This window comes from Allocoleopsis franciscana PCC 7113, from assembly GCF_000317515.1.
Classification (GTDB): domain Bacteria; phylum Cyanobacteriota; class Cyanobacteriia; order Cyanobacteriales; family Coleofasciculaceae; genus Allocoleopsis; species Allocoleopsis franciscana.
The window spans coordinates 1-25,933 of the sequence record NC_019761.1; the positions used below are offsets into that span (position 1 = coordinate 1).

General features: G+C 43.2%; 26 protein-coding genes and 2 pseudogenes. 15 read left to right on the forward strand and 13 right to left on the reverse strand.

Going from position 1 to position 25,933, the window contains the following annotated elements:
• Nucleotides 1–71: 71 nt before the first annotated feature.
• From MIC7113_RS32075 to MIC7113_RS37090, 3 genes and pseudogenes are all read left to right on the forward strand, one after another.
• Nucleotides 72–1,574: pseudogene (locus MIC7113_RS32075) on the forward strand (AAA family ATPase); the annotation flags it as partial.
• 42 nt (nt 1,575–1,616) lie between these two features.
• A pseudogene (locus MIC7113_RS37085) lies at nt 1,617–2,588 on the forward strand (transposase).
• A gap of 49 nt (nt 2,589–2,637) precedes the next feature.
• Nucleotides 2,638–2,844, forward strand: coding sequence for a hypothetical protein (locus tag MIC7113_RS37090; protein ID WP_155898312.1), 207 nt, complete (start codon nt 2,638–2,640; stop codon nt 2,842–2,844).
• Nucleotides 2,845–2,984: 140 nt separating this feature from the next.
• Here the strand turns inward: MIC7113_RS37090 and MIC7113_RS32085 are convergent, their stop codons facing one another.
• The 5 genes from MIC7113_RS32085 to MIC7113_RS32110 all read right to left on the reverse strand — a co-directional run bounded on the left by MIC7113_RS32085 (nt 2,985) and on the right by MIC7113_RS32110 (nt 7,162).
• Nucleotides 2,985–4,058 carry a hypothetical protein gene (locus MIC7113_RS32085; RefSeq protein ID WP_015211544.1) on the reverse strand — a complete coding sequence of 358 codons (1,074 nt, stop codon included), beginning with the start codon at nt 4,056–4,058 and terminating at the stop codon, nt 2,985–2,987.
• A gap of 21 nt (nt 4,059–4,079) precedes the next feature.
• On the reverse strand, nt 4,080–4,964 hold the full coding sequence (locus MIC7113_RS38420; protein ID WP_226883738.1) for an ATP-binding protein: 885 nt from the start codon (nt 4,962–4,964) through the stop codon (nt 4,080–4,082).
• Entirely contained in the window at nt 4,907–5,317 is a 411-nt protein-coding gene (locus tag MIC7113_RS32095; RefSeq protein ID WP_015180238.1) for a hypothetical protein, read from the reverse strand. Before MIC7113_RS32095 ends, MIC7113_RS38420 begins: the two co-directional genes overlap by 58 nt.
• Nucleotides 5,318–5,396: 79 nt before the next feature.
• Nucleotides 5,397–6,475, reverse strand: a protein-coding gene (locus MIC7113_RS32100) for an ISKra4-like element ISMic1 family transposase (protein WP_076612115.1) whose coding sequence is annotated in 2 segments (ribosomal slippage) — nt 5,397–6,311 and nt 6,314–6,475 — 1,077 coding nt in all. Because the reading frame shifts where the segments join, the coding sequence is not laid out codon by codon here.
• A gap of 60 nt (nt 6,476–6,535) precedes the next feature.
• Nucleotides 6,536–7,162 (reverse strand): restriction endonuclease, encoded by a 627-nt coding sequence (locus MIC7113_RS32110; RefSeq protein ID WP_015211546.1) that lies wholly within the window; start codon nt 7,160–7,162, stop codon nt 6,536–6,538.
• A gap of 276 nt (nt 7,163–7,438) precedes the next feature.
• Between MIC7113_RS32110 and MIC7113_RS35705 the strand changes: the two genes are divergently transcribed.
• Complete coding sequence (locus tag MIC7113_RS35705; protein ID WP_216596520.1) at nt 7,439–7,585, forward strand: hypothetical protein; 147 nt, start codon at nt 7,439–7,441, stop codon at nt 7,583–7,585.
• Nucleotides 7,586–7,623: 38 nt separating this feature from the next.
• Here MIC7113_RS35705 and MIC7113_RS32115 read toward each other — a convergent pair whose 3' ends face one another.
• The 4 genes from MIC7113_RS32115 to MIC7113_RS32130 all read right to left on the reverse strand — a co-directional run bounded on the left by MIC7113_RS32115 (nt 7,624) and on the right by MIC7113_RS32130 (nt 9,616).
• Nucleotides 7,624–8,013, reverse strand: coding sequence for a type II toxin-antitoxin system VapC family toxin (locus MIC7113_RS32115; RefSeq protein WP_015211548.1), 390 nt, complete (start codon nt 8,011–8,013; stop codon nt 7,624–7,626).
• Nucleotides 8,003–8,230: a hypothetical protein gene (locus MIC7113_RS32120; RefSeq protein WP_015211549.1), complete on the reverse strand. Its 228-nt coding sequence runs from the start codon at nt 8,228–8,230 to the stop codon at nt 8,003–8,005. Before MIC7113_RS32120 ends, MIC7113_RS32115 begins: the two co-directional genes overlap by 11 nt.
• Before the next feature lie 149 nt (nt 8,231–8,379).
• Nucleotides 8,380–8,829, reverse strand: coding sequence for a hypothetical protein (locus MIC7113_RS32125; protein WP_015211550.1), 450 nt, complete (start codon nt 8,827–8,829; stop codon nt 8,380–8,382).
• Nucleotides 8,816–9,616 (reverse strand): ParA family protein, encoded by an 801-nt coding sequence (locus tag MIC7113_RS32130; RefSeq protein ID WP_015211551.1) that lies wholly within the window; start codon nt 9,614–9,616, stop codon nt 8,816–8,818. Before MIC7113_RS32130 ends, MIC7113_RS32125 begins: the two co-directional genes overlap by 14 nt.
• A 393-nt stretch (nt 9,617–10,009) precedes the next feature.
• Between MIC7113_RS32130 and asnB the strand changes: the two genes are divergently transcribed.
• The 3 genes from asnB to MIC7113_RS32145 all read left to right on the forward strand — a co-directional run bounded on the left by asnB (nt 10,010) and on the right by MIC7113_RS32145 (nt 13,002).
• A complete protein-coding gene (asnB, locus tag MIC7113_RS32135; RefSeq protein ID WP_015211552.1) occupies nt 10,010–11,935 on the forward strand; it encodes an asparagine synthase (glutamine-hydrolyzing) in 1,926 nt (641 codons plus the stop codon).
• An 88-nt stretch (nt 11,936–12,023) separates the two neighbouring features.
• Nucleotides 12,024–12,407, forward strand: a complete 384-nt coding sequence (locus tag MIC7113_RS32140) for a hypothetical protein (protein ID WP_015211553.1) — start codon at nt 12,024–12,026, stop codon at nt 12,405–12,407.
• A gap of 7 nt (nt 12,408–12,414) precedes the next feature.
• Nucleotides 12,415–13,002, forward strand: coding sequence for a YdeI/OmpD-associated family protein (locus MIC7113_RS32145; protein WP_041781566.1), 588 nt, complete (start codon nt 12,415–12,417; stop codon nt 13,000–13,002).
• A gap of 87 nt (nt 13,003–13,089) precedes the next feature.
• Here MIC7113_RS32145 and MIC7113_RS32150 read toward each other — a convergent pair whose 3' ends face one another.
• Both MIC7113_RS32150 and MIC7113_RS32155 read right to left on the reverse strand, forming a co-directional pair.
• The gene (locus MIC7113_RS32150) at nt 13,090–13,542 is read right to left on the reverse strand and encodes an Hsp20/alpha crystallin family protein (protein WP_015211555.1); all 453 of its coding nucleotides are present in this window, start codon (nt 13,540–13,542) and stop codon (nt 13,090–13,092) included.
• A 245-nt stretch (nt 13,543–13,787) separates the two neighbouring features.
• Nucleotides 13,788–14,840 carry a tyrosine-type recombinase/integrase gene (locus MIC7113_RS32155; protein ID WP_015211556.1) on the reverse strand — a complete coding sequence of 351 codons (1,053 nt, stop codon included), beginning with the start codon at nt 14,838–14,840 and terminating at the stop codon, nt 13,788–13,790.
• Between the two features lie 215 nt (nt 14,841–15,055).
• On the opposite strand from MIC7113_RS32155, the gene MIC7113_RS32160 reads away from it, so the two are divergent.
• From MIC7113_RS32160 to MIC7113_RS32175, 4 genes are read left to right on the forward strand one after another with little or no spacing between them, the layout of a single operon-like run.
• Complete coding sequence (locus MIC7113_RS32160) at nt 15,056–15,724, forward strand: TnsA endonuclease N-terminal domain-containing protein (RefSeq protein ID WP_015211557.1); 669 nt, start codon at nt 15,056–15,058, stop codon at nt 15,722–15,724.
• Entirely contained in the window at nt 15,721–17,898 is a 2,178-nt protein-coding gene (locus MIC7113_RS32165) for a Mu transposase C-terminal domain-containing protein (protein WP_041781567.1), read from the forward strand. Before MIC7113_RS32160 ends, MIC7113_RS32165 begins: the two co-directional genes overlap by 4 nt.
• A 16-nt stretch (nt 17,899–17,914) precedes the next feature.
• Nucleotides 17,915–18,904, forward strand: a complete 990-nt coding sequence (locus MIC7113_RS32170) for a TniB family NTP-binding protein (RefSeq protein WP_226883739.1) — start codon at nt 17,915–17,917, stop codon at nt 18,902–18,904.
• Nucleotides 18,905–18,945: 41 nt separating this feature from the next.
• A complete protein-coding gene (locus MIC7113_RS32175) occupies nt 18,946–20,139 on the forward strand; it encodes a TniQ family protein (protein ID WP_041781568.1) in 1,194 nt (397 codons plus the stop codon).
• Between the two features lie 119 nt (nt 20,140–20,258).
• Here MIC7113_RS32175 and MIC7113_RS38840 read toward each other — a convergent pair whose 3' ends face one another.
• Nucleotides 20,259–20,393, reverse strand: a complete 135-nt coding sequence (locus tag MIC7113_RS38840) for a hypothetical protein (RefSeq protein ID WP_015211561.1) — start codon at nt 20,391–20,393, stop codon at nt 20,259–20,261.
• A gap of 356 nt (nt 20,394–20,749) precedes the next feature.
• On the opposite strand from MIC7113_RS38840, the gene MIC7113_RS32180 reads away from it, so the two are divergent.
• Nucleotides 20,750–21,376 (forward strand): CDP-alcohol phosphatidyltransferase family protein, encoded by a 627-nt coding sequence (locus MIC7113_RS32180; RefSeq protein ID WP_015211562.1) that lies wholly within the window; start codon nt 20,750–20,752, stop codon nt 21,374–21,376.
• Between the two features lie 79 nt (nt 21,377–21,455).
• Nucleotides 21,456–21,752 carry an antibiotic biosynthesis monooxygenase family protein gene (locus tag MIC7113_RS32185; RefSeq protein ID WP_041781574.1) on the forward strand — a complete coding sequence of 99 codons (297 nt, stop codon included), beginning with the start codon at nt 21,456–21,458 and terminating at the stop codon, nt 21,750–21,752.
• Here MIC7113_RS32185 and MIC7113_RS32190 read toward each other — a convergent pair.
• A complete protein-coding gene (locus MIC7113_RS32190; protein ID WP_015211564.1) occupies nt 21,749–22,369 on the reverse strand; it encodes a heme-binding protein in 621 nt (206 codons plus the stop codon). The genes MIC7113_RS32185 and MIC7113_RS32190 overlap by 4 nt on opposite strands.
• A gap of 231 nt (nt 22,370–22,600) precedes the next feature.
• Here MIC7113_RS32190 and MIC7113_RS32195 point away from each other — a divergent pair, with 231 nt between their 5' ends.
• Together MIC7113_RS32195 and MIC7113_RS32200 are read left to right on the forward strand one after the other, a co-directional pair.
• On the forward strand, nt 22,601–23,008 hold the full coding sequence (locus MIC7113_RS32195) for a hypothetical protein (RefSeq protein WP_015211565.1): 408 nt from the start codon (nt 22,601–22,603) through the stop codon (nt 23,006–23,008).
• Between the two features lie 54 nt (nt 23,009–23,062).
• Nucleotides 23,063–25,840 carry a tetratricopeptide repeat protein gene (locus MIC7113_RS32200; RefSeq protein WP_226883740.1) on the forward strand — a complete coding sequence of 926 codons (2,778 nt, stop codon included), beginning with the start codon at nt 23,063–23,065 and terminating at the stop codon, nt 25,838–25,840.
• The last annotated feature ends 93 nt before the right edge of the window (nt 25,841–25,933 follow it).

The following is a 25,933-nucleotide window of genomic DNA, read 5'->3' on the forward strand; positions in this document are numbered from 1 at the left end:
TTTACCCTTCCTGAATGATTCCTAGCTGATAAAGGGTGCCTTATACTGGCAAATGCCAATTTGCTTTTCGGGTGAAAACGGACTTGTTCGACAAGAAGCGCCAACAATTAGCGGACAACGAGGCACCCCTCGCTGCCAGGATGCGTCCTCGCACCCTTGATGAGTTCATCGGGCAAGATCACATTATTGGCCCAGGACGCCTGTTGCGTCGTGCGATTCAAGCCGATCAGCTTTCTTCGGTCATCTTTTTTGGTCCACCTGGCACGGGGAAAACTACTCTTGCTCGGATTATCGCTAACACCACCCGCGCTCACTTCATTGCGATTAATGCTGTCCTGTCCGGGGTAAAAGAGATTCGGGAGGCAATTTCTACCGCTCAAAAACGCCAAAAGGAACACAATCAACGCACTATCCTGTTTGTTGACGAGGTTCACCGCTTCAATAAGTCGCAGCAAGATGCCCTCCTCCCTTGGGTGGAAAATGGGACGGTTATTCTAATTGGTGCGACGACAAAAAATCCTTACTTTGAAGTTAACAAAGCTCTTGTCAGTCGCTCGCGCATCTTTCAGCTCAAGCTACTGGATGAAGCGGACTTGCGCGGTGTCCTTGAACAGGCACTCACTGACTCAGAGCGTGGTTATGGTCAGCTATCTGTAATAGTAGAGCCAGATGCGATCGCTCACCTAGTCAATGTCGCCAACGGTGATGCCCGTTCATTACTCAATGCTTTGGAACTGGCAGTTGAAACCACACCCCCCGACGAAACCGAGACGATTCACGTTACGCTGGCTGTCGCAGAAGAATCTATTCAGCAGAGGGCAGTGCTCTATGACAAAGAAGGAGACGCCCACTTCGATACGATTAGTGCCTTTATCAAAAGCTTGCGGGGTTCCGACCCGGATGCGGCTTTATACTGGCTAGCCAAGATGGTTTATGCCGGGGAAGACCCCCGCTTCATTTTCCGCCGCATGTTAATTTTAGCCAGTGAAGATGTGGGACTGGCTGACCCGAATGCTGTAGTGGTCGTTAATTCCTGTGCGAGTGCTTTTGAGTGGGTAGGGATGCCGGAAGGACGCTATCACTTGGCTCAAGCTACGCTTTATCTCGCCAACGCTCCCAAGTCTAACAGCGTTATGGGCTTTTTTGATGCCCTAACGGTGGTTGAGAAGGAACGAGAGGCGGAGGTACCCAATCACTTGAAAGATGCTAACCGCGACAAGAAAGGATTGGGGCATGGAGCCGGTTATCTTTATCCTCATGCCTACCGCGACCATTGGGTGGCTCAACAGTATTTGCCGAGTAGTTTGCAGGGACAGGTGTTTTATCAGCCTTCAACACAGGGGTTTGAAGGGGAAATTAAGACGCAGGTAGCTCGTCATCGGGAAGCGCAGTTGGAAGCGGTGGCAGAGGGTGTTTTTGTCTCACCTGTTGAAGTGCTAACAACAGGACCAACTGACCGCACGGTTGACCGTTGGTTGCAACGCACGTTGAGTCAGGTGGGCGAACAACTTGCAGGGATACGCGATCGCATTTTCACCTTAACCCTCTTCTGTCACTTTCGGAGTATTCTGAATAAAAGAATTAAAAGAAAAAACTCTCTTCAGGTAAGCAGGGCAATGGATGTAGAATTACAAATCCTGAAACATTTGGCAAGAGACGCCCACCCAACAGTTGCGCTCATAGACGAATATTGTGCAGAGGATCAAGCTCTATTTAAAGACGTAAGAAATTATGAGTGCTTTAAATATTTGCACTTAGGAATAATTTCCCCAATAAAAAGAAAATCATTACCAGAGATTGCTAAAGTAGTAAGTATAAACTCTGCTCAGTCATGACATCATTTTATAGCCAATTCAGAGTGGTCAGTCAATGAATTAAAAATCCAAAGATTAAACAAAATCAAGAGAGTATTAAAGGGAAATGCAATTACGCTAGTGATAGATGAAACCGGAGATAGAAAAAAAGGTAAAAAAACTGATTATGTAGCTAGACAATATTTGGGAAGCGTGGGGAAAGTAGATAATGGGATAGTTTCAGTCAATGCTTATGGAGTTTACTCTAACATAACTTACTGGGAGATAACAACTGACCCAGAAACTATGCCGGAGAATTCTACTTCTTTTGTAATGACAAATCTTCAAGGTAATCTCAAGAAAACTTTAGGCGACTTATATGGATTAAGAACCTGGATAGAATATGGTTTCCGACAGTGTAAACAGGAACTAGGTTGGACAGATTATCGTTTCACAAATTTTCAACATATTGAGAGGTGGTGGGAAATTATTTTTTGTGTTTATACAATGATTAGTTTAAATTCCCCAGCATTTTTAAGATTAAAACAATCTCGTCAAATTGAGACTGAGGTACAAGAAAATAGAGATATTAATTTTTCTAATCATAAACAATGGAATCATCAACCCGGATGGAAGAATACTTTAAATAATCTGCGTCTAATTATCCAACCACTTTTGCTATTTTGGTTGATTTATCCCTGGCTGGATATTTTACCTAATTCTAAGTTATTGCTGGGATTTAATCATTTAATTGCTGCAATGAATCAATTTAAACCCGGTTTGGCTTCTGGATAATTTAACTTATTTACTACTTGCTTCACCCGGAAAGTGACAGAAGAGGGCTATGCATATTACACCCGCCTTAATCGATCGCTGGTTCGCGACTACTTCTACAACAAATAGACCTTCTTATGCGGCGCATTTGGCGAAGAACCTCACACAAGAAGAAATCCGTGCGGTAAAAGAGCTATTCACCCGCTCTTTGCTGCATCAGACGGTTAATTGGGAAAGTGCGATCGCTTTTGTCCGGGCTTGGCTGTCGTCAAAGTAGTTTTGTGGTAAATCAAGGACATTAGCGATCACATTGATGACACCAGCAACGAGGAAGAATAGAGAGGCTCGTGTCATCCCTAAATCAGAGCAACAAGAATTGCAACTCCTCAATCATAGAGATATATACTAATAATTAAATTAAAGGACATCATTACCTAAGTCATCAAATAATGACAATTGTCCTACATCTCCGTTGTTTAAATTTCCTTTATCTTTACCATGACCTTTAGGTCTAAAAATCCACCATTGATCCCGATATTCAAGCAACCCAGCGAAACAAAACCAGGAAATTATTCGGGCAGCGTTATCATTAGGTGTTTTAGGATTTAAAGATTCTTTTGTATAAGGAGCGTTAGCTACTACATCCCGGAATTTGCTTAAAGTCATGTGATCGCCAGGACTAATTTTTTCATATATGGTTTTTATGATTGTATGTTTCTCTAATTGGTTAGCTAAATAATCAGCGATTTCAAAATTTCCCAAGTTTCCCAAGTTGTCTTGTGCTATAAATTGGTTTCTTTCTCTAGTAATCAGACCAAAATTGTAAAGGTCACGAGTAATATTATTAATTGTAGCCTTCTTATATCCTGATGTTTCTACCACTTTTGAAATTGGCATTCCCTTTGAACCTTGTTTTTTTATTAAATTGAAAAACTTTATTACTGTTCCAATGGGATGTTTCGGTATATAAATAAAAGGAATAAAAGGCTCTTCTTTACCATTAAGAATATCTCTATATATATCCCAAGATATTGCATACTTATGCCCTTCAAGTTGAATTACTAATCTGTTAGAGGCTAACCACTCTATTACATCATTACCAAATTTATCGATTACCTCATTCATTTCAACTGTAGGTTTTTCTGCAATATACTTGAGACATTCTAGTTGTTCAGAAGTACCAACATATTTTTTTATAACTTTATTGAACATTCCTTTTACATCAATATGCCAAGGAGTCATTCCTGAATTTCCCGTTAATTTTTTCTCGCATATATCAACACAAGCCATTTTATATAACCAAGGAAAACCTGGACACTGATCATTTATAAAATTTTCTTCTTGCGTTTCTAGTTTCTGACTGTGTTTTCCTAAATAATTTTTGAAGTACTTCAAAAAATCTCTTGATTCTTGATTGTCAAATTCTTTTAATTCAAACTCTCGTCTGTGTTCGCTCAGTTGATGCCAAAAATTATAAGCAGGATGCCTCATATAGGTACTGACATCTGTCCGTCAGCAGAAACCTAAAATTAAATTTTCTTTAAAGGCACTAACTTCACGAGCAACTTCTTCAAATGCTTTATAAACTCCTGAAAGAGATTCTTTCGTTAAAATTGTTTCAAACTGATCAAAGAAAACAACTATAAATCTACAATCTGATTTTAGCTTTTCTAACGCTTTCTTAATTGATTGGCTATAAAACAATTGCTGTTCTGTACTTTCAATCGATATTTTGTGTTCTGGTAGGTCAATAAAGTTTTCATCAACTGCTTTTTGTAGGGCTAACATGATAGCCTTTTTAACAAAAAATGCTCCTTTAGCTGACCTGACATCAACATCGTATAAATAAAAATCATGCTTTAGAGCTTCATTCTGACGGCAATCTTCTGTCAACTTAACTACTAGAGAAGATTTGCCGAATCCAGAGCCTCCTGTAAAGCAAACAATTCGGGTCTGTGTTTTGCCATCTCTTATACTTGCTAATAGTTTCCAAAATTCGCTTTGCAAGTGATGTCGCCCAACAAAATTTTCAGGATTGCATGGACGATAGTCATCAAAAGCATCTGCCCTACCAATTGACGATACTACTTCTTTATCTAACTCATAAACAGCAGGATGCTGGTCTTTAACTTTTATTTCTGTTCCATCTACTAAATCGAGGTTTTCCCAAAGATTGTATCTCAAAAAATCATTGCGTAAGTCATTTTTATTAATGTGATATTCTTCTGAAGTTGGAAATACGATTACGCGAAAGGGTTCTGTATGGGAGCATCCCAATTGTGCAAAAATAAAGGGACAGCCATTATTCGCGAGTAATAATCGCGAATACTTCGGGAGATTCAATCCTGCGGTTTTTCTTCCTCCTGCTCGGCTCCAGAAGTAATATCCAGCAAGCAATCATCTAGGGAACGGATGAGCTTCTGTATCTCATCGATAACAGAACGCCTAAAAACAGACATGACAGCATCTATATGGTCAGTAGTACCAGCTTTCCCCAGATGCTTGTATTTACTCAACTCTTCGGAGGTCGCGCATGGGAAGTATGGAGTCGGCACTTGTAATTTGTAGTACCAATATTTCTTATTATTTTGCCGAACTTGATAACGCGCTACCCAAGCCCCGGATGGAGCCAGCTCACCCTGTTTTAATATTTGTCTTTGTTGTTTTTCTAACGCTGCTATCGCCTTTTTAATACGCTCAAATCGAGCGAGTTTATCTCGCTCAATATCCTTGGAAGTCTTTCGAGGCATAAAGATAAATCCTAATTATTCGCGATTGTAACTCGCGAAAAAAAGCAGCGTGCTTCTTTTCATACTGTTTTTGGGTTTTTTAAGCGCTTGGAGCAAGCTGTCGATTCAGATAAGCGCACCGCAGTTGCAGCATTTGCGGTAAATTTTGGGACTTCCATTGAGCGCCGACTATTTGTAGCCGCTTGTCTATCTGTTTGACCGCAGACTCTACAGCTCCCGAAGCAATCGAACTTAATTGTTCGGCTTGAAAGTACATATAATTGACTAAGCGATGCCTATGTTTACGTAGATAACTTATAAAGTTAGTAGCCCCGACATAGTTAGTTTTCCGGAGTTTACTAATCGCTTCTTCGACCACTCCTTGCCACAAATCTGCTTCGATTTGTTCTAAAAACTTTTTCGATGCCTGAATTTTATAGAGGTTCTCTTTCAAATGATACCAGTCAAGAATTTCTTGTCGGGTCTGGTCGTCGGCTATTTGTGCAAATAGGTTCCACACCCCATCGTGTCCATCACCCAAGCAATAAATGGTTCGAGCCAGGTTTTGGCTGTTCACCCAATTAATTAGAGAAAAATTATCTTGAAAGAAGGCTCCGTAATATATTCCTTGTAGTCGTCCGGTTTTATACTCCTTCCAGTAGGCGGGTTTACCTTTTTCCTGTGAGCGTAAACGCACTTTCCCACCATCGAGACAAACTTCTGTCAGTTTTTGTTTAATATTAGGTGGCGATAGCTCTACTTTCTGGGCTTGGCGATGATGAGTGCTGTGACCTACTTCTACCCCGGTCAAGACTTTCAGGTCATTCTCTGCATCTTGAAATGATTCATTTGCTGCAAGTAATAAACAGCATTTTTCCAGAAGAGGACTTAACCGTCGATACGGCTCAATTCCTAAACGTGACGCTTGTTTTTGAGTGATTTTTATCCGACCCACACAACTTCTTATCGTTCGGATGCGTCCCGATTCTGTTCCCGTCTTTTCTCCGATAAAAAAAAGGTTATTTGGGGGCTGACATGTTCTAGCACTTGGTCGCGCACCGCTGTTTCAATACCCTCTAACGTCTCAATTTTCTCTTGTGGAGTATTTTTATAGAGAATTTTAGCTATCGCCTTGATATGGTCGGCTAAAAGTTTTTTGTCTTCTGGTGTCATTGTCATAAAGAGGCTCCCTAACTAATTAAATTGTCGCAGTTAGGGCAACATCCGCCTAGTCGGCCTTTATTCGCGAGTAAAAATCGCGAATAAACTTCCCGTTCTCTTGCCTTCTTGCAAAATTGGGATGCTCCCTTCTGTATCGCCCTCTTTTATTTCCTCAGCTACCCAGAGATATTGTGTTGGAGTTATCAGTAAAGTAATTACTTTAACCAGTATTTGACTCAAATCTGGTAGCGCTATTCTTTTTACATCTATAAACCAATCAGCTAATTCTTCTGGTCCAACGAAAACTAACGTCGGCTTTCTATCAGGCTTTTCTTCCTGTTTGTCTTTTATTTCCTTTATTGCACCCTTAGCATCCTGTCCAGGCAAAGCCGTTGAAAACAAATAGGCATAGGAGACATCATGATGCCAAGTTTTTCCAATTAATTTCCATATAACATCGGCAGGAAAGGGGTTTTTAAGAAATTTGCATTCAACAAATGCTTGTTTGTTTGTACCAGAATTCTTAGCTATAATATCAATTTCCATTCCTGTTAAACTTACACGCTTCTCTACAGTAAATTTCATTTTACTGAGTAGATCTGCTACTAAAGTCTCCAAAAAATCGCCTTTTTTATTCGTATCTTTATCCCAATCTTCAGGTAGGATTATTTTAACCTGTTTTTGAATCAGCTCATGGTTAACCATTTTGTATATCCTTCCTGTAATTATTGAGATAGCGGAGATCCGATAACTCGCGGCGGCAGGGAATCAACAAAGCATAAGGTAAATAGGTCATGCACCCTCCTCAAATCCATTGAGTGCAAGCACCTAAATGTTCTAGCAACGTTTGATAGTCCTACCAGCTTCCAGGGACTCTCACCACTGCTCCTGCTGGCAACTCAAATGGCATCGGGTTTGACGATCACATTAATCATCGGCAGCCTACTTTATCAGCTAAGAACTATTATCGCCCTTGAATAGATGTTAGGTTTCATTGTGGATACCCTATACGAAATCTGGGCTGACTGGCGACTGGCTCTAACGGAACGACCGGACTTAGCGACTATACTATTATTAGCGATGGTCAGAAGCAGATTGAGTGCAACACGCTCCAGCGTTGCCGATTGACCGATGATTATTAACTTTTTTATCAGCGATCGCACAACTCACCAAGCAACTGTTTGTAGGTTTTCTATTTCCTTAAAATGGGCATCGCGTGTAACCAATATTAACGTATATTGTAGAGCAACTGCTGCAATCCAAATATCGTTTTCAGGTAACGGACGACCTTTAAGACGTAATTTGTGTTTGACCTCGCCGTAATGACGAGCGGTTTGTGCATCACATTCGAGGACAGTACTGTTAGCTACAAATTCGTCAATACGTTCTAAATTCTCTTTTGAACGTCCTGATTTTCTGGCACCGTAACATAACTCGCCCACCGCAATACTAGGAATGAAAACTTCATCCGCTTGTGCAAGTCTATTTTTGACGGCTGCCTCATCTGCAAACAGAGCAATGATGATGTTTGTGTCTAACAAGTATCTACCACTCATCGGTGTCAACCTGCTCACAATCCTGTTCTATTGCTTCGCGCATCAACTGAATATCATCGGGTGGTATTGCACCTGCAAAACGTAGGAGTTGCCAACCTGGAACGCCTTGAGTGGTTGAACCTGCTAAGGCACGGGCAAATTCTAGCACCTGCCATTGCAAGTCTTGGGGCATAACTTTTAGTTGCTCAATTACCTGCTCAACGATAGATATATCCATCTTGCTCTCCTGCCCAGCATCATAGACTTATTCTAGTCAGGCTAGCGGTATCTAAAAAGAAAGCGCTCACACACTCAACCCCTTCCGTACCGTATGGCATCCTTAACTCGAACCTCAATCAGCAACTGAAGTTTTTTATTAGTTAGAGCTTAACTGCTGTACTTTTGTACCAATGCCATTGTCCTTTTGACCAATCCAGCTCGTTTGCGAGTTCGCAACCGCACCTTGGCATCCGCTACTACTGCTTCTTTCAACTCCGGTTTGGATTGCAACAAAGCTATTGCTGCTTCAATAAACGTTTCTGGCGTAATCTCCTCCTCGTCACACACTCGCAGTAAATCAGCTCTGATTCCTTGCTCTAAATGAACAGCCAACCGCTTCCCCACCTGTGGCAGGTTGTCTAACTCCGCCTGTAATCGCTGTAACTCTTGAGGCTCAGCATTAGTTTGAGCAGAGTCGTCGGCATCACTAATTTCACTCTTGTCAGCAGCTTCCTCCTCCACCTCAAGAGAGCGCTTGAGCGAGAGTGAAGTATCGCGGGGAGTTACCTTAGGGCGCGATTTGGATGTAATCAGCGAACGAATGTCAGGATTTGTCATGCTTACCGTCCAACGAATAAATCTTGTCTACTAGAACCTCAATGGGATAAGCCAAATCCTCTTGCCCCATTTCGTGCAGCGTCAGTCCTCGGTTAATGGCTTGCTTGAACTTCTCCGACTCGCGAATCGATGGCAGCACCAAATCTTCTTCAAACCATTGGCTAGTAATTTGCTTCATGGACTCAATGTTGCTCTCACTTTCCGTCGTGCGGCGTAACCCTACCCAGCGATCGCGAAACGGAACTACACCCAAAACCCTCCCCCCAAACGTCTCATCCTCTTCCTTGAGTTCATTAATCAACTCCAGAGTGCGAATCAACGATTGTAAGCCCTTTACCGACGCTTCAACCGGAATCATCAACCCATCAGACGCACCAATTACCGTCAGGGAAATTTGCGATCGCTGCGGGGGTGCATCAATGATGCAATAGTTAAAGAGTTTAGCAACACTCTTGAGCCGTCGCCCCAGTGTCAAAGCACCCGTGCCGCTACCTGCCAGATAATCTTGCACCGTGTCCAGAGCGTCATCAGAGGGAATCAAAAACAGATTGTTGTACCTCGTTTCGTAAATCCCATCCTTAGTATCGACTTGCTTTTTGAGAACTTCGAGCAAAGTGGGGCTATCGGGTTCCACAGTGAAACCCAAGAAAGTCGTCAGGCTGCTCTGAGGATCGGCATCGATCGCCAAAACCGTATGTCCCTTCGCGGCTAATAGACGAGCCACGAACAAAACCATTGTCGTCTTCCCCTGACCACCAGCCAAGGATATGGAACTGACTGTCTGCATCGTTGAACAAGTGACGCGGTGAGCGTCAGCAGATATTCATTAAGTATACATTGAAGAGTTGAATTTTGTAAAATATGCAAAACTGAAGAAATGCAAAACTTTTAAACTGACTAATTGTAAAACTGCACTTTTGAAAAAATGCATTTTGCCAGACCGACCGCGCAGACGGTCAACTCTTGGTACAGTGAGGGAGAACGATAGAGCTGACAACGGATACGTAGTCCTGCAATCGTCTCCCTTGGATGTGTCTCTTGAACCCAGATGAGACTCAGATTTGCTTGCACCTATGCCTAGGGGGTTTCGTTGTGGTCAATTAACCATCAGGATAGTGTTAAGACCAAAATCGACACCAACGAGCTGCGGCTTAGATTTCATACTACCGAGGGATAGTTCATGTGCGGAATTGTGGCATTCCTGTCGTTTCAAGATTCTATTGACTCCGAGTCTTTGAAACGGGCAACTCAACGCTTACATCATCGGGGACCGGACGGACAGAAGTGTTGGATTTCCCCGACACGACGTGTTGGGTTGGGGCACGCCCGACTCAGCATTATTGATCTCAAAACAGGCGACCAGCCGATTTCTAACCAAAACAACAATCTACATATTGTTGTTAACGGAGAGTTTTATGACTTTGAACGAATACAGCAGGACTTAGAGCGATGGGGCTACCAACTACGTACCCATTCTGATAGCGAGATAGCTCTTCATCTTTACGACGAGTTTGGTACGCAATGCCTGCATCATTTACGGGGCGAATTTGCGTTTGTGCTTTGGGACGAAAGAAATCAGCTACTATTTGCAGCTCGCGATCGTTTTGGGATTAAGCCACTGTACTACACCGTGGAAAGAGGCATCCTTTATTTGGCCTCCGAAGTCAAGGCGTTATTTGCGGCTGGTGTGACTGCGCGTTGGGATCATGAGTCCTTTTTTCAGGCCGACAGCGGTCTATTAGATCCAGCTCGTACCTTATTTCAAAATATTTATCAGGTGCCACCAGGTCACTTTCTTTTGGCCTCGCCCCATAGTATCCAATTGAAGAGCTACTGGGATTTTAATTATCCCCGAATCGGGGATGAGGTTCCTCAATACAGTGAACATGAATACATCGAAAAACTCCGGTACACCTTGAATGAAGCCATTCGACTTCGGTTGCGAGCTGACGTGCCAGTGGGTTGCTATCTGAGTGGCGGACTTGATTCATCGGCTGTGTTGGGTATAGCAGCTACGCATACTTCGACTCCGCTCCAGGCATTCACTATCTCCTTTAACCAAGCTGCCTATGACGAAAAGACTATTGCTCAGTCAACAGCCGCCTATACGGGCACAAATATCCAGCTAATTCCAGTTAGTCAATCTGACTTCGCTGAACATTTTGCGGACACAGTTTGGCACGGTGAGATGTTCTGCATAAACACCCATACCGTTGCCAAGTACATATTGAGCAAGGCTGCACGCGATGCAGGCTACAAAGTAGTGCTAACTGGCGAAGGTGCCGATGAAATCTTCGCAGGATACGCCCATTTCCGCCAAGATATGTTGCTTTACAACACGAAAGGGCAAGACGAAAAAGAAATAAAACGACTATTAGAAGAGTTACGCTTAAACAATACGGTCTCAATGGGTATCCTTTTACCTAATGAGACATCTACACCACTGCCCAATGTGCAGCGACTCTTAGGTTTTGTACCGACCTGGATGGAAACAACTGCCGCAGGTAGTCTCAAGGGTCGCGCTCTCTACGCACCTGAATTTGCTGCCCAGTTTTCACAGCGAGACGCCTTTCGTGTCTTTTTCAACGGAGTAGATGTACAGGGTCAACTCTCTCAACGGGAGCCTGTAAACCAATCACTCTATTTGTGGTCGAAAACAGCGCTACCGAACTATCTTCTGCGAATGCTGGGAGACGGAGTGGAGATGGCACACTCTATTGAAGGGCGTCTGCCCTTTCTTGACCATCATGTGGTTGAATTGGTGCGTGAGCTTCCCGTTTCACTCAAGATTCGTGGTATGACTGAAAAATATGTACTGCGAGAAGCCGCTCGTCCCTACTTAACCGATACGGTTTACTCCCGCGAAAAGCACCCGTTCTTTGCTCCGCCTTCTACCTCTCAACTGAACTCTCCATTGCAGGAATTGCTCCAAGATACGCTGCGAGATCCAATTAAAGGCTCACTACCCTTCTATGACCAAGCCAAGGTGATCGCACTGTTAGATCAACTCCCTGAAATGGCTGATAGTACACGTACTTCAATAGATCCAGTTTTGATGAAGATGTTGAGTGCTTGTGTCCTTCAAGAACGGTTTGGACTGGCGTAGATGGAAATTCTTATGCTCAACTCGCTATTCATAAAATCACCGTTGAGCAACTCTCTACTGTCAATACTAATCCTTGGGTGAAAAACGAATGAAGTTATCCGATTTATCCCCAGAAGTCCTTGAAAAAGTTAAGCCAGTGCGATGGGACAGGATTATTGAGAAGCACGAAGGTCCAGAGGATTGGGAGTCGGTTCTAAGATACTACGAACCCGAATTCCTGGAAATTGAGGGACGTTGGGTGCTTCTGCCCGTCGAGAAATCACACCATCCAAATATCACGATTTTGCGTAGTATTTGGAGTGCAGATGGAAACTCGCTGACGCTGTTTCTCCAGGATACCACCTATGAAGACGACCCCTTTTTCTCTGGTTTTATGGCGGTCTGCGATCGCCTCAAGGGAGAAGACTTCTTTCTAGCAATTTTATATCACGAATGGTTTGTTATTGAAAGGGCGGAAGTTTTTGAACCCTGACCAACATATGGCGAAACCTGATAACCAACTAGAAACCTTTCATGCCACAAATCGCCAACAATGGCGGGAATGGTTGGAGAAAAACCATCACACTTCTCTTGGTGTATGGCTCATCTACTACAAAGTAAAAAGTGGTAAGCCCAGCATTCGATATAGTGAAGCGGTAAAAGAAGCCTTATGCTTTGGTTGGATTGACAGTAAAGTCAAATCCTTAGACTCAGAACGTTATATGCAAATATTTACACCCCGAAAACCGAAAAGCGTCTGGTCAAAATTAAATAAGCAATATATTGAAGAACTCATAGAACAAGGGTTGATGACACCGTCGGGTCTTGAAAAAATTGAAGCGGCAAAACAAGATGGTTCATGGAACACGTTAGATGCGATAGAAGAGTTAATAATTCCGGCAGACTTAAAGCAAGCCTTAGAAGCCAACGAAGCGGCTAATAGGTATTTTGAGGCATTGAGTAACTCATCTAAAAAGAATATCCTCTTTTGGATTGAAAGTGCTAAACGTCCGGAGACAAGGTTGAGGAGAATTGAGCAAACTATCAGCTCAGCCGTGCAGAACAAAAATCCCTTGGCACGAGGTTGATACACATAAGCTTAATAAAAAAAAGCCTAGTTGCTCATGAGCAACCAGACTCAATACTTAGTGAATGTTACTACCTAAAAGAATCGGTTAGGCAGCAGCTTCCTCCAAATTAACTTTGACGACCTTATTCTTTTCTTCTTCAGACTTGGGCAGTGTCAGACTCAGGATACCGTCTTTGTACTCAGCCTGTACTTGGGTGTTTTGAATGCGAGCGGGTAAAGGAATCACACGCTGGAATTTACCGTAGTGGAATTCGCTCTTGGTTACGCCGTTCTCTTCGGTTTTAGTTTCTTCCTTACGCTCACCGCTGATGGAAACAGCATTCTCTGTAACTTGCACGTCCAAATCTTTGGCTTCGATTCCTGGTACTTCCAGTTTCAGATGGATAGCATCTTTTGTCTCTTCCATCTCAGCAGCAGGAACTCTTACCAAGCTTCTTTCCCAACCTGTAGCAGGTACTAGAGTCTCATCAAACAAGCGGTTCATTTGCTGTTGTAGAGTAGCCATTTCTCGCCAGGGATTCCAACGAACTAATGCCATAGTTGTTACTTGCTCTTAACGCTTCAGTCTTGTATCTTTGCCTTTGATTTTTATGTTATTCAGGACAAAAGCCTGTGCAATTCGGTTTTAACACCTAAATTAATGATGATTACCGTCCAGAATTTAAGCTTAATAAGAAGTACGGAAAACTGAAAAACTCCCGGTTCGGTAAACTCGATAAAAATCTAGATTTCCTAAGTTTCTCTAGAAATAAAGCTCTGGTTGCTGCTGACAAGCCATTGAGCTTATTCGACAACAGCCGAACTGACTTCTATGTCAGAAGCACTCCTCGATTCTGGAAGCTTTGGAATCGGACTTGAGGGTAGAACTTCCACTGTGATTGGAGCGATTGCGCGAAGCGCACCAGCAAAGCTGATCGCTTCTGTCACCTCATTAGCCTCTACCTGATTGATTAGTCCATCAGAAACGATCCAACTCAAAAATCTCGCCGAACTATCCATCGGCTGAATGTGGAGATAAACAGCGACGGATTGAATTTGCGAGTGTCCTAAGGTATGCTGTACCAAATGTAGTGGCGCTCCTCGCTCCAAAGCATGACTTGCGTGGGCATGTCTCAACCAATGCGGACTGACTGGTGCGTCAATCCCTGCTTTTAGAGCCGCCGCTTTGACAATTCGCATCACCATTGAGCGGCTTAAATGTCCCCCTTTTTTCCGCGAGACAAACACAGGGTCACTCGCACTCGCTGTCCCTCTTAAACGTTCCACAGCCATCCATACTGGAGTTGGAAGCCAAAGATAGCGAGTTTTTCCCCCTTTTCCGTACACCACCAGTTGTCCCCCACCCTGTTTGGCAACCAGATCGCGCCATTTCAAACCGCAAATCTCGGAAACTCTTAACCCCGTTGTATAGGCCAACAACAGCAAAACTTTGTTGCGATCGCTCGTAGCATTCTCGATTAACCGCACAACGTCCTGCTGGGTGAGCAACCGTTCAGCTAAGCGATTGCGAACTTTAGGAGGCTTCAGTTTTAAAGCCACGTTAACGGGGCAATAACCCGCTTCGTGGGCAAAGCGAAACAAAGACTTCAACGTATTGACAATCCGAGCTTTGGTGGCAGATGCTAAGTTCCCCCGACTGTCCACATACCTGTAGAGGTCTACTAAAGTCACTGCTTTTAAAGGCTTATTGACCCAAGCTAGGAACTTAAGAGCTTCCTCTCTATAGACAGCACGGGTGCGATCGCTTTTAGCGTGCAACCACATCCACAATAGTTCCTGGTCTTCCACGCCGTCTTCTGGCGCAGAGCGATCGGGAGCCTTCGGTTTGGCTCTCATGAATTCCTATGCAAATAAACAGGAGATTTTGTTGCATTCACTCTACCACATGCTTAAGTCTCAAAAAAGTATGTCGGTTTGCACATAAGTTGAAAATCGTTACGCATAACGTGAAAATTTGACACATAAGATGAAATTTATTTGCACATAAGCTGAAAAGGCTCCCACAACCACTATTGTTTGGGGATTAACCTCAGATAACGGCAAGGAGTGAAGTGCCATCGGGAGCAGCCAGAGCCAGAAAAATCACCAATGCAGGCAACCGCAAGGTTATCGGCAAGTTTCCCAGCTTAAAGATGAACGCGGTTATCTGGTGGGAGTCGCAGCTAGAACGCGACTACATCTACCTGCTCGAAATCGACCCAGAAGTCCTGTCCTATGGCGAACAGCCCTTTACGATTTCCTATACCGACAAAGGGAAACCCAGAAGGTATACACCCGACTTTGTGGTCACTAGGCCCCAAAAAACACAAGTTGTAGAAGTTAAACCGTCTAACCAGGCTCAGACCGAGAAAAATCTCAATCTCTTCCGAAAAATCGCTCCGATTTGCACAGCTAACAACCAGGAGTTCGTTGTTGTCACCGAGCTTCGGATTCGAGTGCAGCCAAGACTCAACAATATCAAGCTGCTCTACAGATATGCCAGAGTACCCCTATCGCTCTCCAACTATCTAGATTGCCTGCAATATTTTCACTCCACCGAACCGATTTGTCTACTGAATGCAGAGCGAGACTTGAAAGAGAGAGGAATTAATCGTTCTTTAATGTTGCGATTGCTTTGGTGTGGTTTTCTGGTGACTGATTTGATGCAACCCATTAACGCAGAAAGTCTAATTCGACTCTCAAAAGAAGCTCCTAGTTGGGAGAGATTGAAAATCCAATGACCCGAATCTCTTTAAGAAAAGGACTACATTTAGCATGGCAAGGTCGTGAATATGTGATTGAGCAATGTTTAACAACAGGAGAAGTTCTTCTTCAAGACGTACTCACCAATCATCTATCCAGCCTCAAAGCCACAGCCTTAACTCAGTTGCTCGTTCAAGGGGAGCTTGAGTTTATTGAAATTGAAGCTACAAGAGGAAAACAAAGTTATTCCCAAAAAGGATATATTAGCGCAGATTTTACCCAGCTTCCCTCAGAATTAAGAGAAGAATCGAAAAGAAGATACAGGTATATAGAACGGGTTCTCTCCAACAACATCTTGAAGCGAACTGCGTTAAACTTAAAACCCATTATCGACCAGGTGGCTCTTGAAATTGAAGATAGCCAACCTCCCTCATGGCTGACACTCTGGAGATGGCTAAAGGATTACGAAGCATCGGGAAGAGATATTCGCTCTTTAGTACCCAAATATGTATCCAAAGGCAATCGTCAACCCCGACTCAACCCAGAAGTCCGGAAAATCATCTCCAAGGCAATTGAACAAGTGTATCTCAAACCCTCTCAAGCCTCCGGTACTGATGTTTATGAACGGGTAATTATCGAGATTAATCAGTCTAATCGGCTGCGAGAAACTATCGGGCAAGACTCCTTAGAAATCCCCAACATTGCAGCTATCTATCGTGCTATTCGCCAATTAGACCCTTACGTCAAAGCCGTGGGTCGCTATGGCAAAAGAATCGCCAGCCAGATGTATGACCCGGTTCAAAAAGGTCCGCATCCACTCCGTCCCTTAGAAAGGGTGGAAATTGACCATACTAAATTACCACTGTTTGTTGTGGATACCCAAACCCGGATGCCGATTGGTACTCCTTGGCTGACCAGCGCCATCGATAAGTATTCAGGAGTGGTACTGGGTTATTACGCCAGTTTTGAGCCGCCTTCTTATTTATCGGTGATGCAATGCCTACTGCACGCTATTCGCCCTAAAAATTATCTTCATTCCCAGTTCAAGAGTGTGGAAAATACCTGGGATACCTACGGACTGCCGGAAGTAATTGTCGTTGACAACGGCAAAGAGTTTTACAGCACTCACTTTGAAGATGCCTGTCTTCAGCTCGGAATCGTCATCCAATACTCTCCCCCCAAAATGCCTTGGTACAAGAGTGCTATAGAGCGGTATTTCGGAGCTTTAAATAGTCAGTTGCTTTCGGATGCTCCTGGCAAAACCTTCTCTAACTTCCTGCAACTGTCGGATTACGACCCCAAAAAGAATGCGGTAATTTCGTTTGAAGCCCTGCAAGAAATTCTCCACATTTTTATTGTCGATATCCATAACCAGAGTTCCCATCCCGAACTGAAATCTCCTCGCTTTAAAGTTTGGGAATTAGCGATTACTGAATGGACGCCAGCTTTACCGCCGTCTAATCAAGAACTGAAAGTTTTAATGGGCGGCATCACCACCCGAAAAGTTAGCAGAAGAGGGGTGGAGTTTGAAGGTCTGCTCTACAACAGCAGTGAACTGGCGCGGCTGCGGTCAAATCATCAAAGTACTGAGAAAGCAACGGTTAAGTATGACCCCACTGATTTATCTTGCATCTATGTCTTAGACCCCACAACTCATCAATTTTTAGAGGTGCCTGCGCTTTCTCTTGAATATACTAAAGGGTTGACCCTTTGGCAGCACCAAGTCGTTAAACAGCTGGCACGTCAAGAAGCCGAAACAGTGGACATTGTGGCTTTGTCCTTAGCCAAAGAAAAGATTCAACTCATTGTCGAGCGGGAATGGAATTCATCAAAGAAAGGTCGAACTCGTACTGCAATGGCGAGGTGGTTGGGGATTGGACGCTCTGGTTCTGGTGAGTGTAGTCAAAGCCAAGAAACGTTCGACAGCAGCAGTCAACCTCATTCGATATCAGGACTCTCAGACTTGGGCAGTACCCATAATCCCAATCCTGCCCAAGAATCTCTCTCATCACCAGAACGGCCACAGACATCTCAACCCAAGTCCCGTCGTCGGTCATCCACTAACACGGGTGATAAGAAAGTGAACTCAGCAGCTCAACCCGAAAACCGTGATACTTCAACCGATAATTGGCAACCAGATTTATCCGGATGGGATGTCAGCATCGGGTTACCAACTTACCTCAGTGAGACCGAACCCGATGCAGATAGATAAAAAGTCGTTACAAACTATGACCTTTAAAGAGCGGCTCTACATTGTCAATAACATCTACGTCGTCTATCCCCGGTTCAAGGAAATTCTAAGTGCCATCAATGATTGTCGTCATTTTTCGGACTTGAAAGATGAACCGGAATGCTTATTTTTAAAGGGTGCGACGGGAGCCGGGAAAACTACGCTCATCAAGAGCTATGAAAAAGACTATCCCAGAAAAGAAACTCCAGAAGGGACTGTAGTTCCAATCCTGTCTGTCACGATTCCTTCCCCTGCTACCGTCAAAAGCGTCGTCAGTAAGCTGCTGTGGGAATTGGGAGACCCAGCCTATGAGCGGGGCACTATCAGCACTCAGACAATCCGGCTGATTGGATTGATGAAAGATTGTGGGGTATCTCTTGTTTTCTTAGATGAATTCCAGCATTTTATTGACCGAGATTCAGCTAAAGTCCTCAAAACGGTATCCGACTGGTTGAAGGACTTGATATTAGATACAAAAGTGCCAATGGTCTTAATTGGACTGCCGGAGGCGGAAACTGTTTTCCAGTTCAACCCGCAATTGAGCCGGAGGTTTGCTAATCGGCATAATCTTAGCCCTTTTGAGTGGTCGGTGGATGCTGGGAAAGAATTTCGCACGTTTCTCCACGCAGTCGAGTCTCAACTTCCCTTATTGGAGCCGTCGGATTTGGCTAGTGAGGAAATGGCACTCCGTTTTTACTATGCCTCAGACGGAATTGTCGCCTACGTCATGAAGCTGGTTCGGTATGGAGCACATCTAGCCTTGAAGCAAGGGCAAGAAAAACTGGACTTAAATGTTTTAGCGATTGCCTTTGACAAGTATGTCAAAGCCGATAAGCCGACTAAGCATAATCCCTTTTTAACTGATGAATTTCTGGGTGATAGTCAAGAGAATATGACTTTTTTCAAGCCAAATCAGGTCGGAGCTACTAACTCCAGAATCAAACCGAAGAAGAAAACTAAAAAGGCATCAGATGTTTTGCATAAATAGAGTTCGAGAGCAGTAAGTGTTGAGTGAAAAGTAGAAGACTGTTGAGGAGACCTCGTCCCTATCCCGATGAAAGTCTGGCGGGTTATATCATCCGACTTACTGAGGCCAACTACTACTCGTCTCCTCAGTGGATTTTTCAAATGGCCGGCTTGAGAGCAAGAGGCATATATGGCAATGTCTTCAATCGTGAGAAAGATGATTTATCTAGGCTGAGCAATATTTCTGGTGTCGAGGCAGATATTCTTTGGTCGATGGCATTTCCTGCCAATACCTTGATGTACCCTAAAGCTGTGAAGCAAGTTAAGGTTTTTGACCATGTTGTTCCCACCGATGCTTTGAATCGCCAGCAGATTCAACTGTGTCCGATTTGTTTACAAGAAAAACCTTATTATCGTTTCTTATGGGAGTTATCAATTGTTAGTGCCTGTCCTCTTCATCATTGTTTACTGATTGATAGATGTCCCCAGTGTCAAGAGCCGATTCACTGGTCTAGACCTAAAATAGCTATATGCTCCTGTCAATTTGACTGGCGCTCTTTTCAGCCACCAGCCGTGTCAAGCGAACACATTACCTTATCCAATCTTATCTATAAGCTGTGTCATCTAGATGGTTTGCCTTCTGAGAATCACTTAAGAGTATCTTCAGATAATCCTGTGACTCAATTAAATTTGGGGAGCCTAGTGAATCTTTTAGTTTCTCTGTTAAGATTTTGTCGCCTTCCGGGAATTAGATACCAAGTGTTTCCGCCCAAAGAAGCAAGTTTAGGATTTGACTTGAAATCGGCGAGTGAGTTTGAGCGAGTTTTTGCTTTATTGAAAAATTGGCCGAATAACTTCTGTCAATTAATGGATAGGCACGAGGTTTTTCTTGGATATGGTGCTTCTAACAGGTATGTTTCTAGCTGGCGGTTCAGAGATGTCCAGATTTTTTTTGAATCAGTGTTTATTTGGTTCGCTCAAAAGCCTTGGGAATTTATCCAAGAGGTATTCGCCGATTATTTTGAGAGATTTTTGAGAAAGGTTGCCATTAAAAATATCCAAATATCTTTCTATAAAAATTTTCGCTATTACTCAATTTGTATCTCGTTAACTCGAAAAACTCGTCTAACCGAAAAATTAGCATCTAGGTCGGAGCTAGAAGGACTAACCTTAGCTAAACTTTTTGCTGAAAGTCGAATCGATATGTATAACGAAACCCTTTTCTTTCGGATGAGATACTTCCCTGACTGCTTCTAGATTCTAGATGTGTAGAGCCTGAGAAAAATACCTCCTCTCTCATTCGGAGCTTTCGACCCAAAACCCTCACTGATGGAAGTTCTCCCTTTAGGGAGAACTTCCCCCTTCTAGAATGATTATTATTCTTTGATAATCAGCTCTAGTTCTCCTCCAAGGTTCTGAAAGCCTTGACCGAGTTCCGGGTTTCGGCTGAAATTCAGTGCATGAGGGTCGAAAATTTCATCAGATGCGCCATAGAGGTAGGAAATTTTCATTTATTGGGTCAAAATTTTTCATCTTATGTGCAAATCAGAGGGCTGAAAGTGCCGTCAGTCCGTGGGAAAAATTTCAACTTATGTGCAAACCGACAAAGTAAACTCGCATTTATCTGCTCCATTTTTCCGATGGAATCAAAGTGCGTGTGCGGCTTTTTGTGTCGATGAATTACGCGGTTGCCAATCAGTGCCAATCTCTGCAACTGTCCTATCAAGGCTCAAGTCACTACTACTCTCAACCCAGGTTTTTAATCACAACTGGGTAGACTTTCAAGGAAACTGGTCACGACAAGCCCCATTGCAACACAGATTTCGGCAAAACTCAGGTTAATCGAAGCGCTCTTGCGAAAGGACTTATGAACGACACGAGTGAAATTGCGAAAACCGAAAGCCCTCGCTCACTATTGGCGGCAGTGATTCAATTTGTTCCTGCCGCACTCGTCATCCTCCGCTTTTTCATAGGACCGTTACTACTACTCAATGCGATCGATGGCAAGACAGATGCCTGGTTCATTGTTGGGTTTGTAGCAGCGTTTCTCTCAGATATCTTTGATGGTGTCATCGCACGCCGTCTCGGTGTTAGTACCGCTTCCCTGAGAAGGGCTGATAGTTGGGCAGATGTCTGCCTGTATATTTGCGTTGCAATCAGTGCTTTTTTGGTGCATTCTGATGTGATTATTGCCTTCTCTCATGGGTTGAGTGCGGTAGTCGGCATTCAATTGATTTGGTGGGTCGTGAATTTAGCCAAATACGGTCAACCTGCCAGCTATCATACTTATTCAGCCAAAACCTGGGGAGTCACCCTGTTTGTTGCCACGATCGCTCTGTTCGGCTTTGGTTATGGAGGATTGACGCTGAATCTTGCGATCGCCGTGGGCATTATTCACACTCTAGAAGAAATTGCAATGACGTTAATCCTTCCTCAGTGGACTCATGATGTATTGAGTATTGTACATGCACTCAGGTTGCGCCAATCTTACTAAAGAGAAGGCGATGCTGCTGAGTAGCCGCTACGAAGAGCGCAGCTTGTACTATAGTATCCTTGGTAAAAACATCCAGCCCATGATACTAGAGGTTGCCATCCTTGATGTTAAGCCCAGTATGGTTAATGAGTTTGAAACAGCTTTTAAAACAGCTTCAACCATTATTGCCTCCATGCCAGGGTACATCTCTCATGAACTCCAACGTTGCTTAGAAACCACGAACCGTTATATTCTACTTGTGCGCTGGCATTCGTTAGAAGACCACACCATTGGGTTTCGACAATCGCCAGAGTACCAACAGTGGCGTTCCTTGTTGCATCACTTCTATGACCCGTTCCCAACAGTGGAACACTATGAGGTGGTTGCTTTTGGCTAGCTATTTACCCGACGAATTGGAATTTGGATTTCACTGCGCTTGGCAGGTTCGGGGACATAGGGAGCATCGTAGAAGAAGCGGCGAGGTGAACCGACAACAGTCCACTCTGGGTGCTGCGCTAACCACTCTCGTAACCGTTCCATGTTCTTTTGGTAGCTGGAGTAATCGTAACTGCCTTTTAGCCCAAGACTGACGACTGTCATGGGTGCAATGTCTTCTACCTGGATGTTTTGTGCAATCTCAGAAGGGTAGATGTCAGTGCTGCGGTAGAGGAATGAAACAAGCGCTTCACCGCGTTCATCGGGTGCGCCTATCTCATTGGCTTCCAGGGTGCTAACTGGATAACGGGTTTCTACCGGAGCTGTCATGGAGATATTGTTAGAGCTGATGTGGCGATAGAGAGGGTCAAAGGCTCTATTGGCTGCCATTGAGAGTTCTCCTGAATAGCGAACTGTGGCAGAACGGTAGGCAGGATATTGTTTGACTTCAATTTGTCCTTCTGGTGTTGGAGGGGGAAATCCTTCTGGCAAGGGAGCAGCAGTAGCACTGTAGGCGAAAAATGCGATCGCAACTACTGCCAACACGCCTATCGGTAAAAGCAAATTCTCTAGCTTCACAAGGAACCTCAGAAACTCATCCTATTCTAAGTCTGGCAGTTTTTCACGGGGGCAGGCGCACCGTCGTTGAGGGCGATCGCTTCTCGTGCTGCCTCAGCTTTGGGGGAGTGGACTTCGAGGAGGATGGTGCGATCGCCCATTTTTTATATAACTCTCTAAGGCTCCGGATTACAAACTCCCACTGACGAAGAACTTAACAAAAATAGATGTTAAACGCAGGAGGGTTGAGTTATGACTGATCCGGTGAGCTTGTCGGCTGGAGCGATCGCAGTTCTGGTTGCTACCAAAGCTTTTGAAAAGACCGGGGAAAAGCTAAGTGAGAGTACCTGGAACTTGGTTAGTAAATTCCTAGCTTCACTGAGACGCAAAGATCCAAGCACAGCAACTGCAATTGAGAGAGTGGCTCAACAACCTACCTTAGCAGAGCAACAACCTGCTGATTTTGGTACCGCTGTGCTGATTGACAAAGTGGAGGAAGCTGCTAAAGATGATTTGGAAGTACGGCAAGATGTTCAAGCCATTGCTGATGCACTTCAGTCTCAGCCAGGAACCATCGTCAATATGACCAAGCTAGCGGAGCAAATTGGTGTCTTAGTTCAAGGTGGCTATGCTGATTTTAGAGGATCAAACTTTTTCTGAATACAGTCGTCGGGAGGGACACCGACAAATGACAGTACCCGAAAAAATGGACTTATTACAAATCCACCGAATCTAGCGCAGTGGCAATCTCGGCATGAGTTTGAGACACAACTTCATGAAAAGTTCAAAGATACCAAGCGGCGGATAATTGGTATTCAGGGTATTGGAGGCATTGGGAAGTCTTGGTTAGCAGCGTATTTCTATAACCTCACCGAGAACTACTCTCTACAAGACACGGATTTGCAGAGCATCCCTCCACATGGTAGGGAACATTTACACTTTGCCAATCAGTTTTGGGCAGATGTAAGACAAGCTCCTGACTTTGGAATTTTTGCAGAACAGGTTCTCAAAGCATTAATAGGAGAGTCTCTAGAGGAGTTTTCAAGACTTACTACAATTGAAAAAATTAATAAACTTGTTAAACACTTAAATCAGCAACGCTGTTTGCTCGTAATTGACAACTTAGAAGTACTTTTAGATGAGCAGCAGTGGAAAGACGAAGGATATCAGCAATTCTTTAGCTGCTGGAAAGAGCAGGGCAAGAATAGTACCATCTTACTCACGAGCCAAGAAATCCCATTTTCACTTCAGTATGAAAGCTGGCTAATGCTCAACGGGCTTGAGCCAAGAGAGGGTGGAAACTTTTTGTCATCTTTAGGAGTGCAGAGTAATCCTTCTGAGTCTAATGAGCAAGATGAACTTGAAAATTTTTCGCAGATGTTGGACGGACATCCTCTAGCCCTACGATTAGCAGCTAGTTATCTACGCTTATACTGCAAAGGCAAAAATATTCTGAGTCAAGCGAGGCAGGTTGGTTTAGTCAGCTTCCCAAGTATAACAAAAGAGGCTTCAGATGAACATCGTGGTGAACAAACGTGTTTGGAAAGACTCCTACAGCGACATTTAGAACGCTTAACACAGAATCAGTATTTATCTCTCATTGATTTAAGTGTGTATCGGCTGCCATTCACTGAAGACGCAGCGACAGCGATGATTGGAGTTACTGATTTAATTGAAGTTTTAAGAGTCTTAGAAGCATTTGTACAGCGATCGCTCTTGACTAAAAGCGGGAATTTATATCAACTTCAGCCCTCAATACAGAAATATATCCAAGGCATTGCTGGCAATCAAACCGTAGCACATCAGAAAGCAACTCACTACTATCAAAAAAACATTAAATCAGAACCTTGGTCTGACCTAGAAGACATTAGAGCTAATTTAGAACTTTTCTATCATCAATGCCAATTTGGAAGTTACCTAGATGCTTTCACTACTACAGAGTGCGTAGCTGACTTTCTAGACCTAAAGGGTTATATCTTGCAGATATTAAATATGTATGAACATCTCCAATTGAACTGGCAGGATGATGAAACAAATCAAAAAGAAAGAAATATAATTTGGAATCGGCTCGGTTACATACGATATTATGTAGGACAAGCCAGCTCTGCATTTCAATGTTATCAGCAAGCATTAAACATCTCTTTTGTTATTGGAGAAGGAAGGTGTGAAGCAATAGCATTGAAAGGTTTAGGCGATCTTCACAACAAGCCTGGAACCTTTGAGCAAGCTATTGACTACTACCAACAGGCATTAGAAATTGCACGGCAGATTAACGAGAAAGATATAGAAGTAGATTCTTTATCAGGGCTTGGAAGCGTTTATTTTCAGCGCAGTCAATATGAAAAGTCAATTGATGCATACCAAAAAGCATTACAACGTCATCGGACTAGTGGAATTAATACAAAGAGATATAGGAAGACTGAGTTAAGCATCATTTTAGCTTTGGGAATTGCTTACAAATGGCAGCATGATTATGGTAGAGCGATACTAGTTCATCGAGAAGTTCTGGCGATAGCTCAGAATATTGGAGATAAAGAACATGAATTTGATGCTTATTTCGGACTTGGATTTATTCACTTTGTACAAGATAAATATTCAGAATCTATTGGTTATTATAGAGAAGCATTAAAAATTGCTAAAGATATTGGCATTCAACAGAAAGAAGCATGGATTCTTACAGATTTTGGACGCATATGCTGTGCTTGCAAACAATATCCGGAAGCACTTGACTATTACAAACAAGCGTTAGAGTTAAACAGTACCCTAGGTTGTCAGAGAGGTATGGCATGGACGTTAATGCATCAAGGCAGCGTTTATGTTGGACTAGAAGAATATAAGGAAGCAATTGAGCTTTACAAGCAATCTATTAATATTTACAAAGCGATTTCCTTATTTAGAGAAATGATACAAGCTTTGTGTTTAATGGGAGTTGCTTATGATTTTATAGGTGACTTCAATCAAGCAAATGAAATTTATCAAGAAGCAATAACAGTTGCTCAAGCTACAGAGTATGGGCATTATGAAGCTGTATCATATCTACTTCAAACAATATCTCTAGCTAAACCAGGAGATAGCCTTAATGCTTTACAATCTATTCAAAGAGCTAAAATCTTATTTCAAAGAATGGGGATTGAAGATGAAATACAGCACTGTGATGCTGTTAGCCAAAATTATGTTTTCCAAGTATCATCTCCATCGAAATTACATTTTGAAATTCCTGATTTGCCAAAGTTAGACTTACCTGAACGAGAAGATTCTACAATTACTAAACAGAGTGAACAATCATCTGACTCTTTATCAGATTATCAGCAATCAGCAATATCATCTGATGTAAGTTTTTCATTGACGATAGTATTCTACTTATTCATCTCTTTATTTATCTTGGCTAACTTCATACAAGGTCATCTAATTTTAGGTAGTATCTTTCTATTAGTCGCAGTATTTTTTTTCTTTGGTCAATACCTTTATTCCAAAAGGTCACAACGCAAGTAGTTGCAGAGTGGATGGCACCTGCGAAGTTTATTGTTTCAGATGCTACTGGCATGGTCTTACGAGCGATCGCCTTAAGCGCCTCTGTAGGAGGAA

Bases quoted from the DNA above. Each gene is read 5' to 3' on its own strand.
- MIC7113_RS37090 (WP_155898312.1), top strand. From the start codon at position 2,638: ATGCATATTACACCCGCCTTAATCGATCGCTGGTTCGCGACTACTTCT.
- MIC7113_RS32085 (WP_015211544.1), bottom strand. From the start codon at position 4,058: ATGAGGCATCCTGCTTATAATTTTTGGCATCAACTGAGCGAACACAGA.
- MIC7113_RS32095 (WP_015180238.1), bottom strand. From the start codon at position 5,317: ATGCCTCGAAAGACTTCCAAGGATATTGAGCGAGATAAACTCGCTCGA.
- MIC7113_RS32110 (WP_015211546.1), bottom strand. From the start codon at position 7,162: ATGGTTAACCATGAGCTGATTCAAAAACAGGTTAAAATAATCCTACCT.
- MIC7113_RS35705 (WP_216596520.1), top strand. From the start codon at position 7,439: ATGTTAGGTTTCATTGTGGATACCCTATACGAAATCTGGGCTGACTGG.
- MIC7113_RS32115 (WP_015211548.1), bottom strand. From the start codon at position 8,013: ATGAGTGGTAGATACTTGTTAGACACAAACATCATCATTGCTCTGTTT.
- MIC7113_RS32120 (WP_015211549.1), bottom strand. From the start codon at position 8,230: ATGGATATATCTATCGTTGAGCAGGTAATTGAGCAACTAAAAGTTATG.
- MIC7113_RS32125 (WP_015211550.1), bottom strand. From the start codon at position 8,829: ATGACAAATCCTGACATTCGTTCGCTGATTACATCCAAATCGCGCCCT.
- MIC7113_RS32130 (WP_015211551.1), bottom strand. From the start codon at position 9,616: ATGCAGACAGTCAGTTCCATATCCTTGGCTGGTGGTCAGGGGAAGACG.
- asnB (WP_015211552.1), top strand. From the start codon at position 10,010: ATGTGCGGAATTGTGGCATTCCTGTCGTTTCAAGATTCTATTGACTCC.
- MIC7113_RS32140 (WP_015211553.1), top strand. From the start codon at position 12,024: ATGAAGTTATCCGATTTATCCCCAGAAGTCCTTGAAAAAGTTAAGCCA.
- MIC7113_RS32145 (WP_041781566.1), top strand. From the start codon at position 12,415: ATGGCGAAACCTGATAACCAACTAGAAACCTTTCATGCCACAAATCGC.
- MIC7113_RS32150 (WP_015211555.1), bottom strand. From the start codon at position 13,542: ATGGCATTAGTTCGTTGGAATCCCTGGCGAGAAATGGCTACTCTACAA.
- MIC7113_RS32155 (WP_015211556.1), bottom strand. From the start codon at position 14,840: ATGAGAGCCAAACCGAAGGCTCCCGATCGCTCTGCGCCAGAAGACGGC.
- MIC7113_RS32165 (WP_041781567.1), top strand. From the start codon at position 15,721: ATGACCCGAATCTCTTTAAGAAAAGGACTACATTTAGCATGGCAAGGT.
- MIC7113_RS32170 (WP_226883739.1), top strand. From the start codon at position 17,915: ATGACCTTTAAAGAGCGGCTCTACATTGTCAATAACATCTACGTCGTC.
- MIC7113_RS38840 (WP_015211561.1), bottom strand. From the start codon at position 20,393: ATGAAAATTTCCTACCTCTATGGCGCATCTGATGAAATTTTCGACCCT.
- MIC7113_RS32180 (WP_015211562.1), top strand. From the start codon at position 20,750: ATGAACGACACGAGTGAAATTGCGAAAACCGAAAGCCCTCGCTCACTA.
- MIC7113_RS32185 (WP_041781574.1), top strand. From the start codon at position 21,456: ATGATACTAGAGGTTGCCATCCTTGATGTTAAGCCCAGTATGGTTAAT.
- MIC7113_RS32195 (WP_015211565.1), top strand. From the start codon at position 22,601: ATGACTGATCCGGTGAGCTTGTCGGCTGGAGCGATCGCAGTTCTGGTT.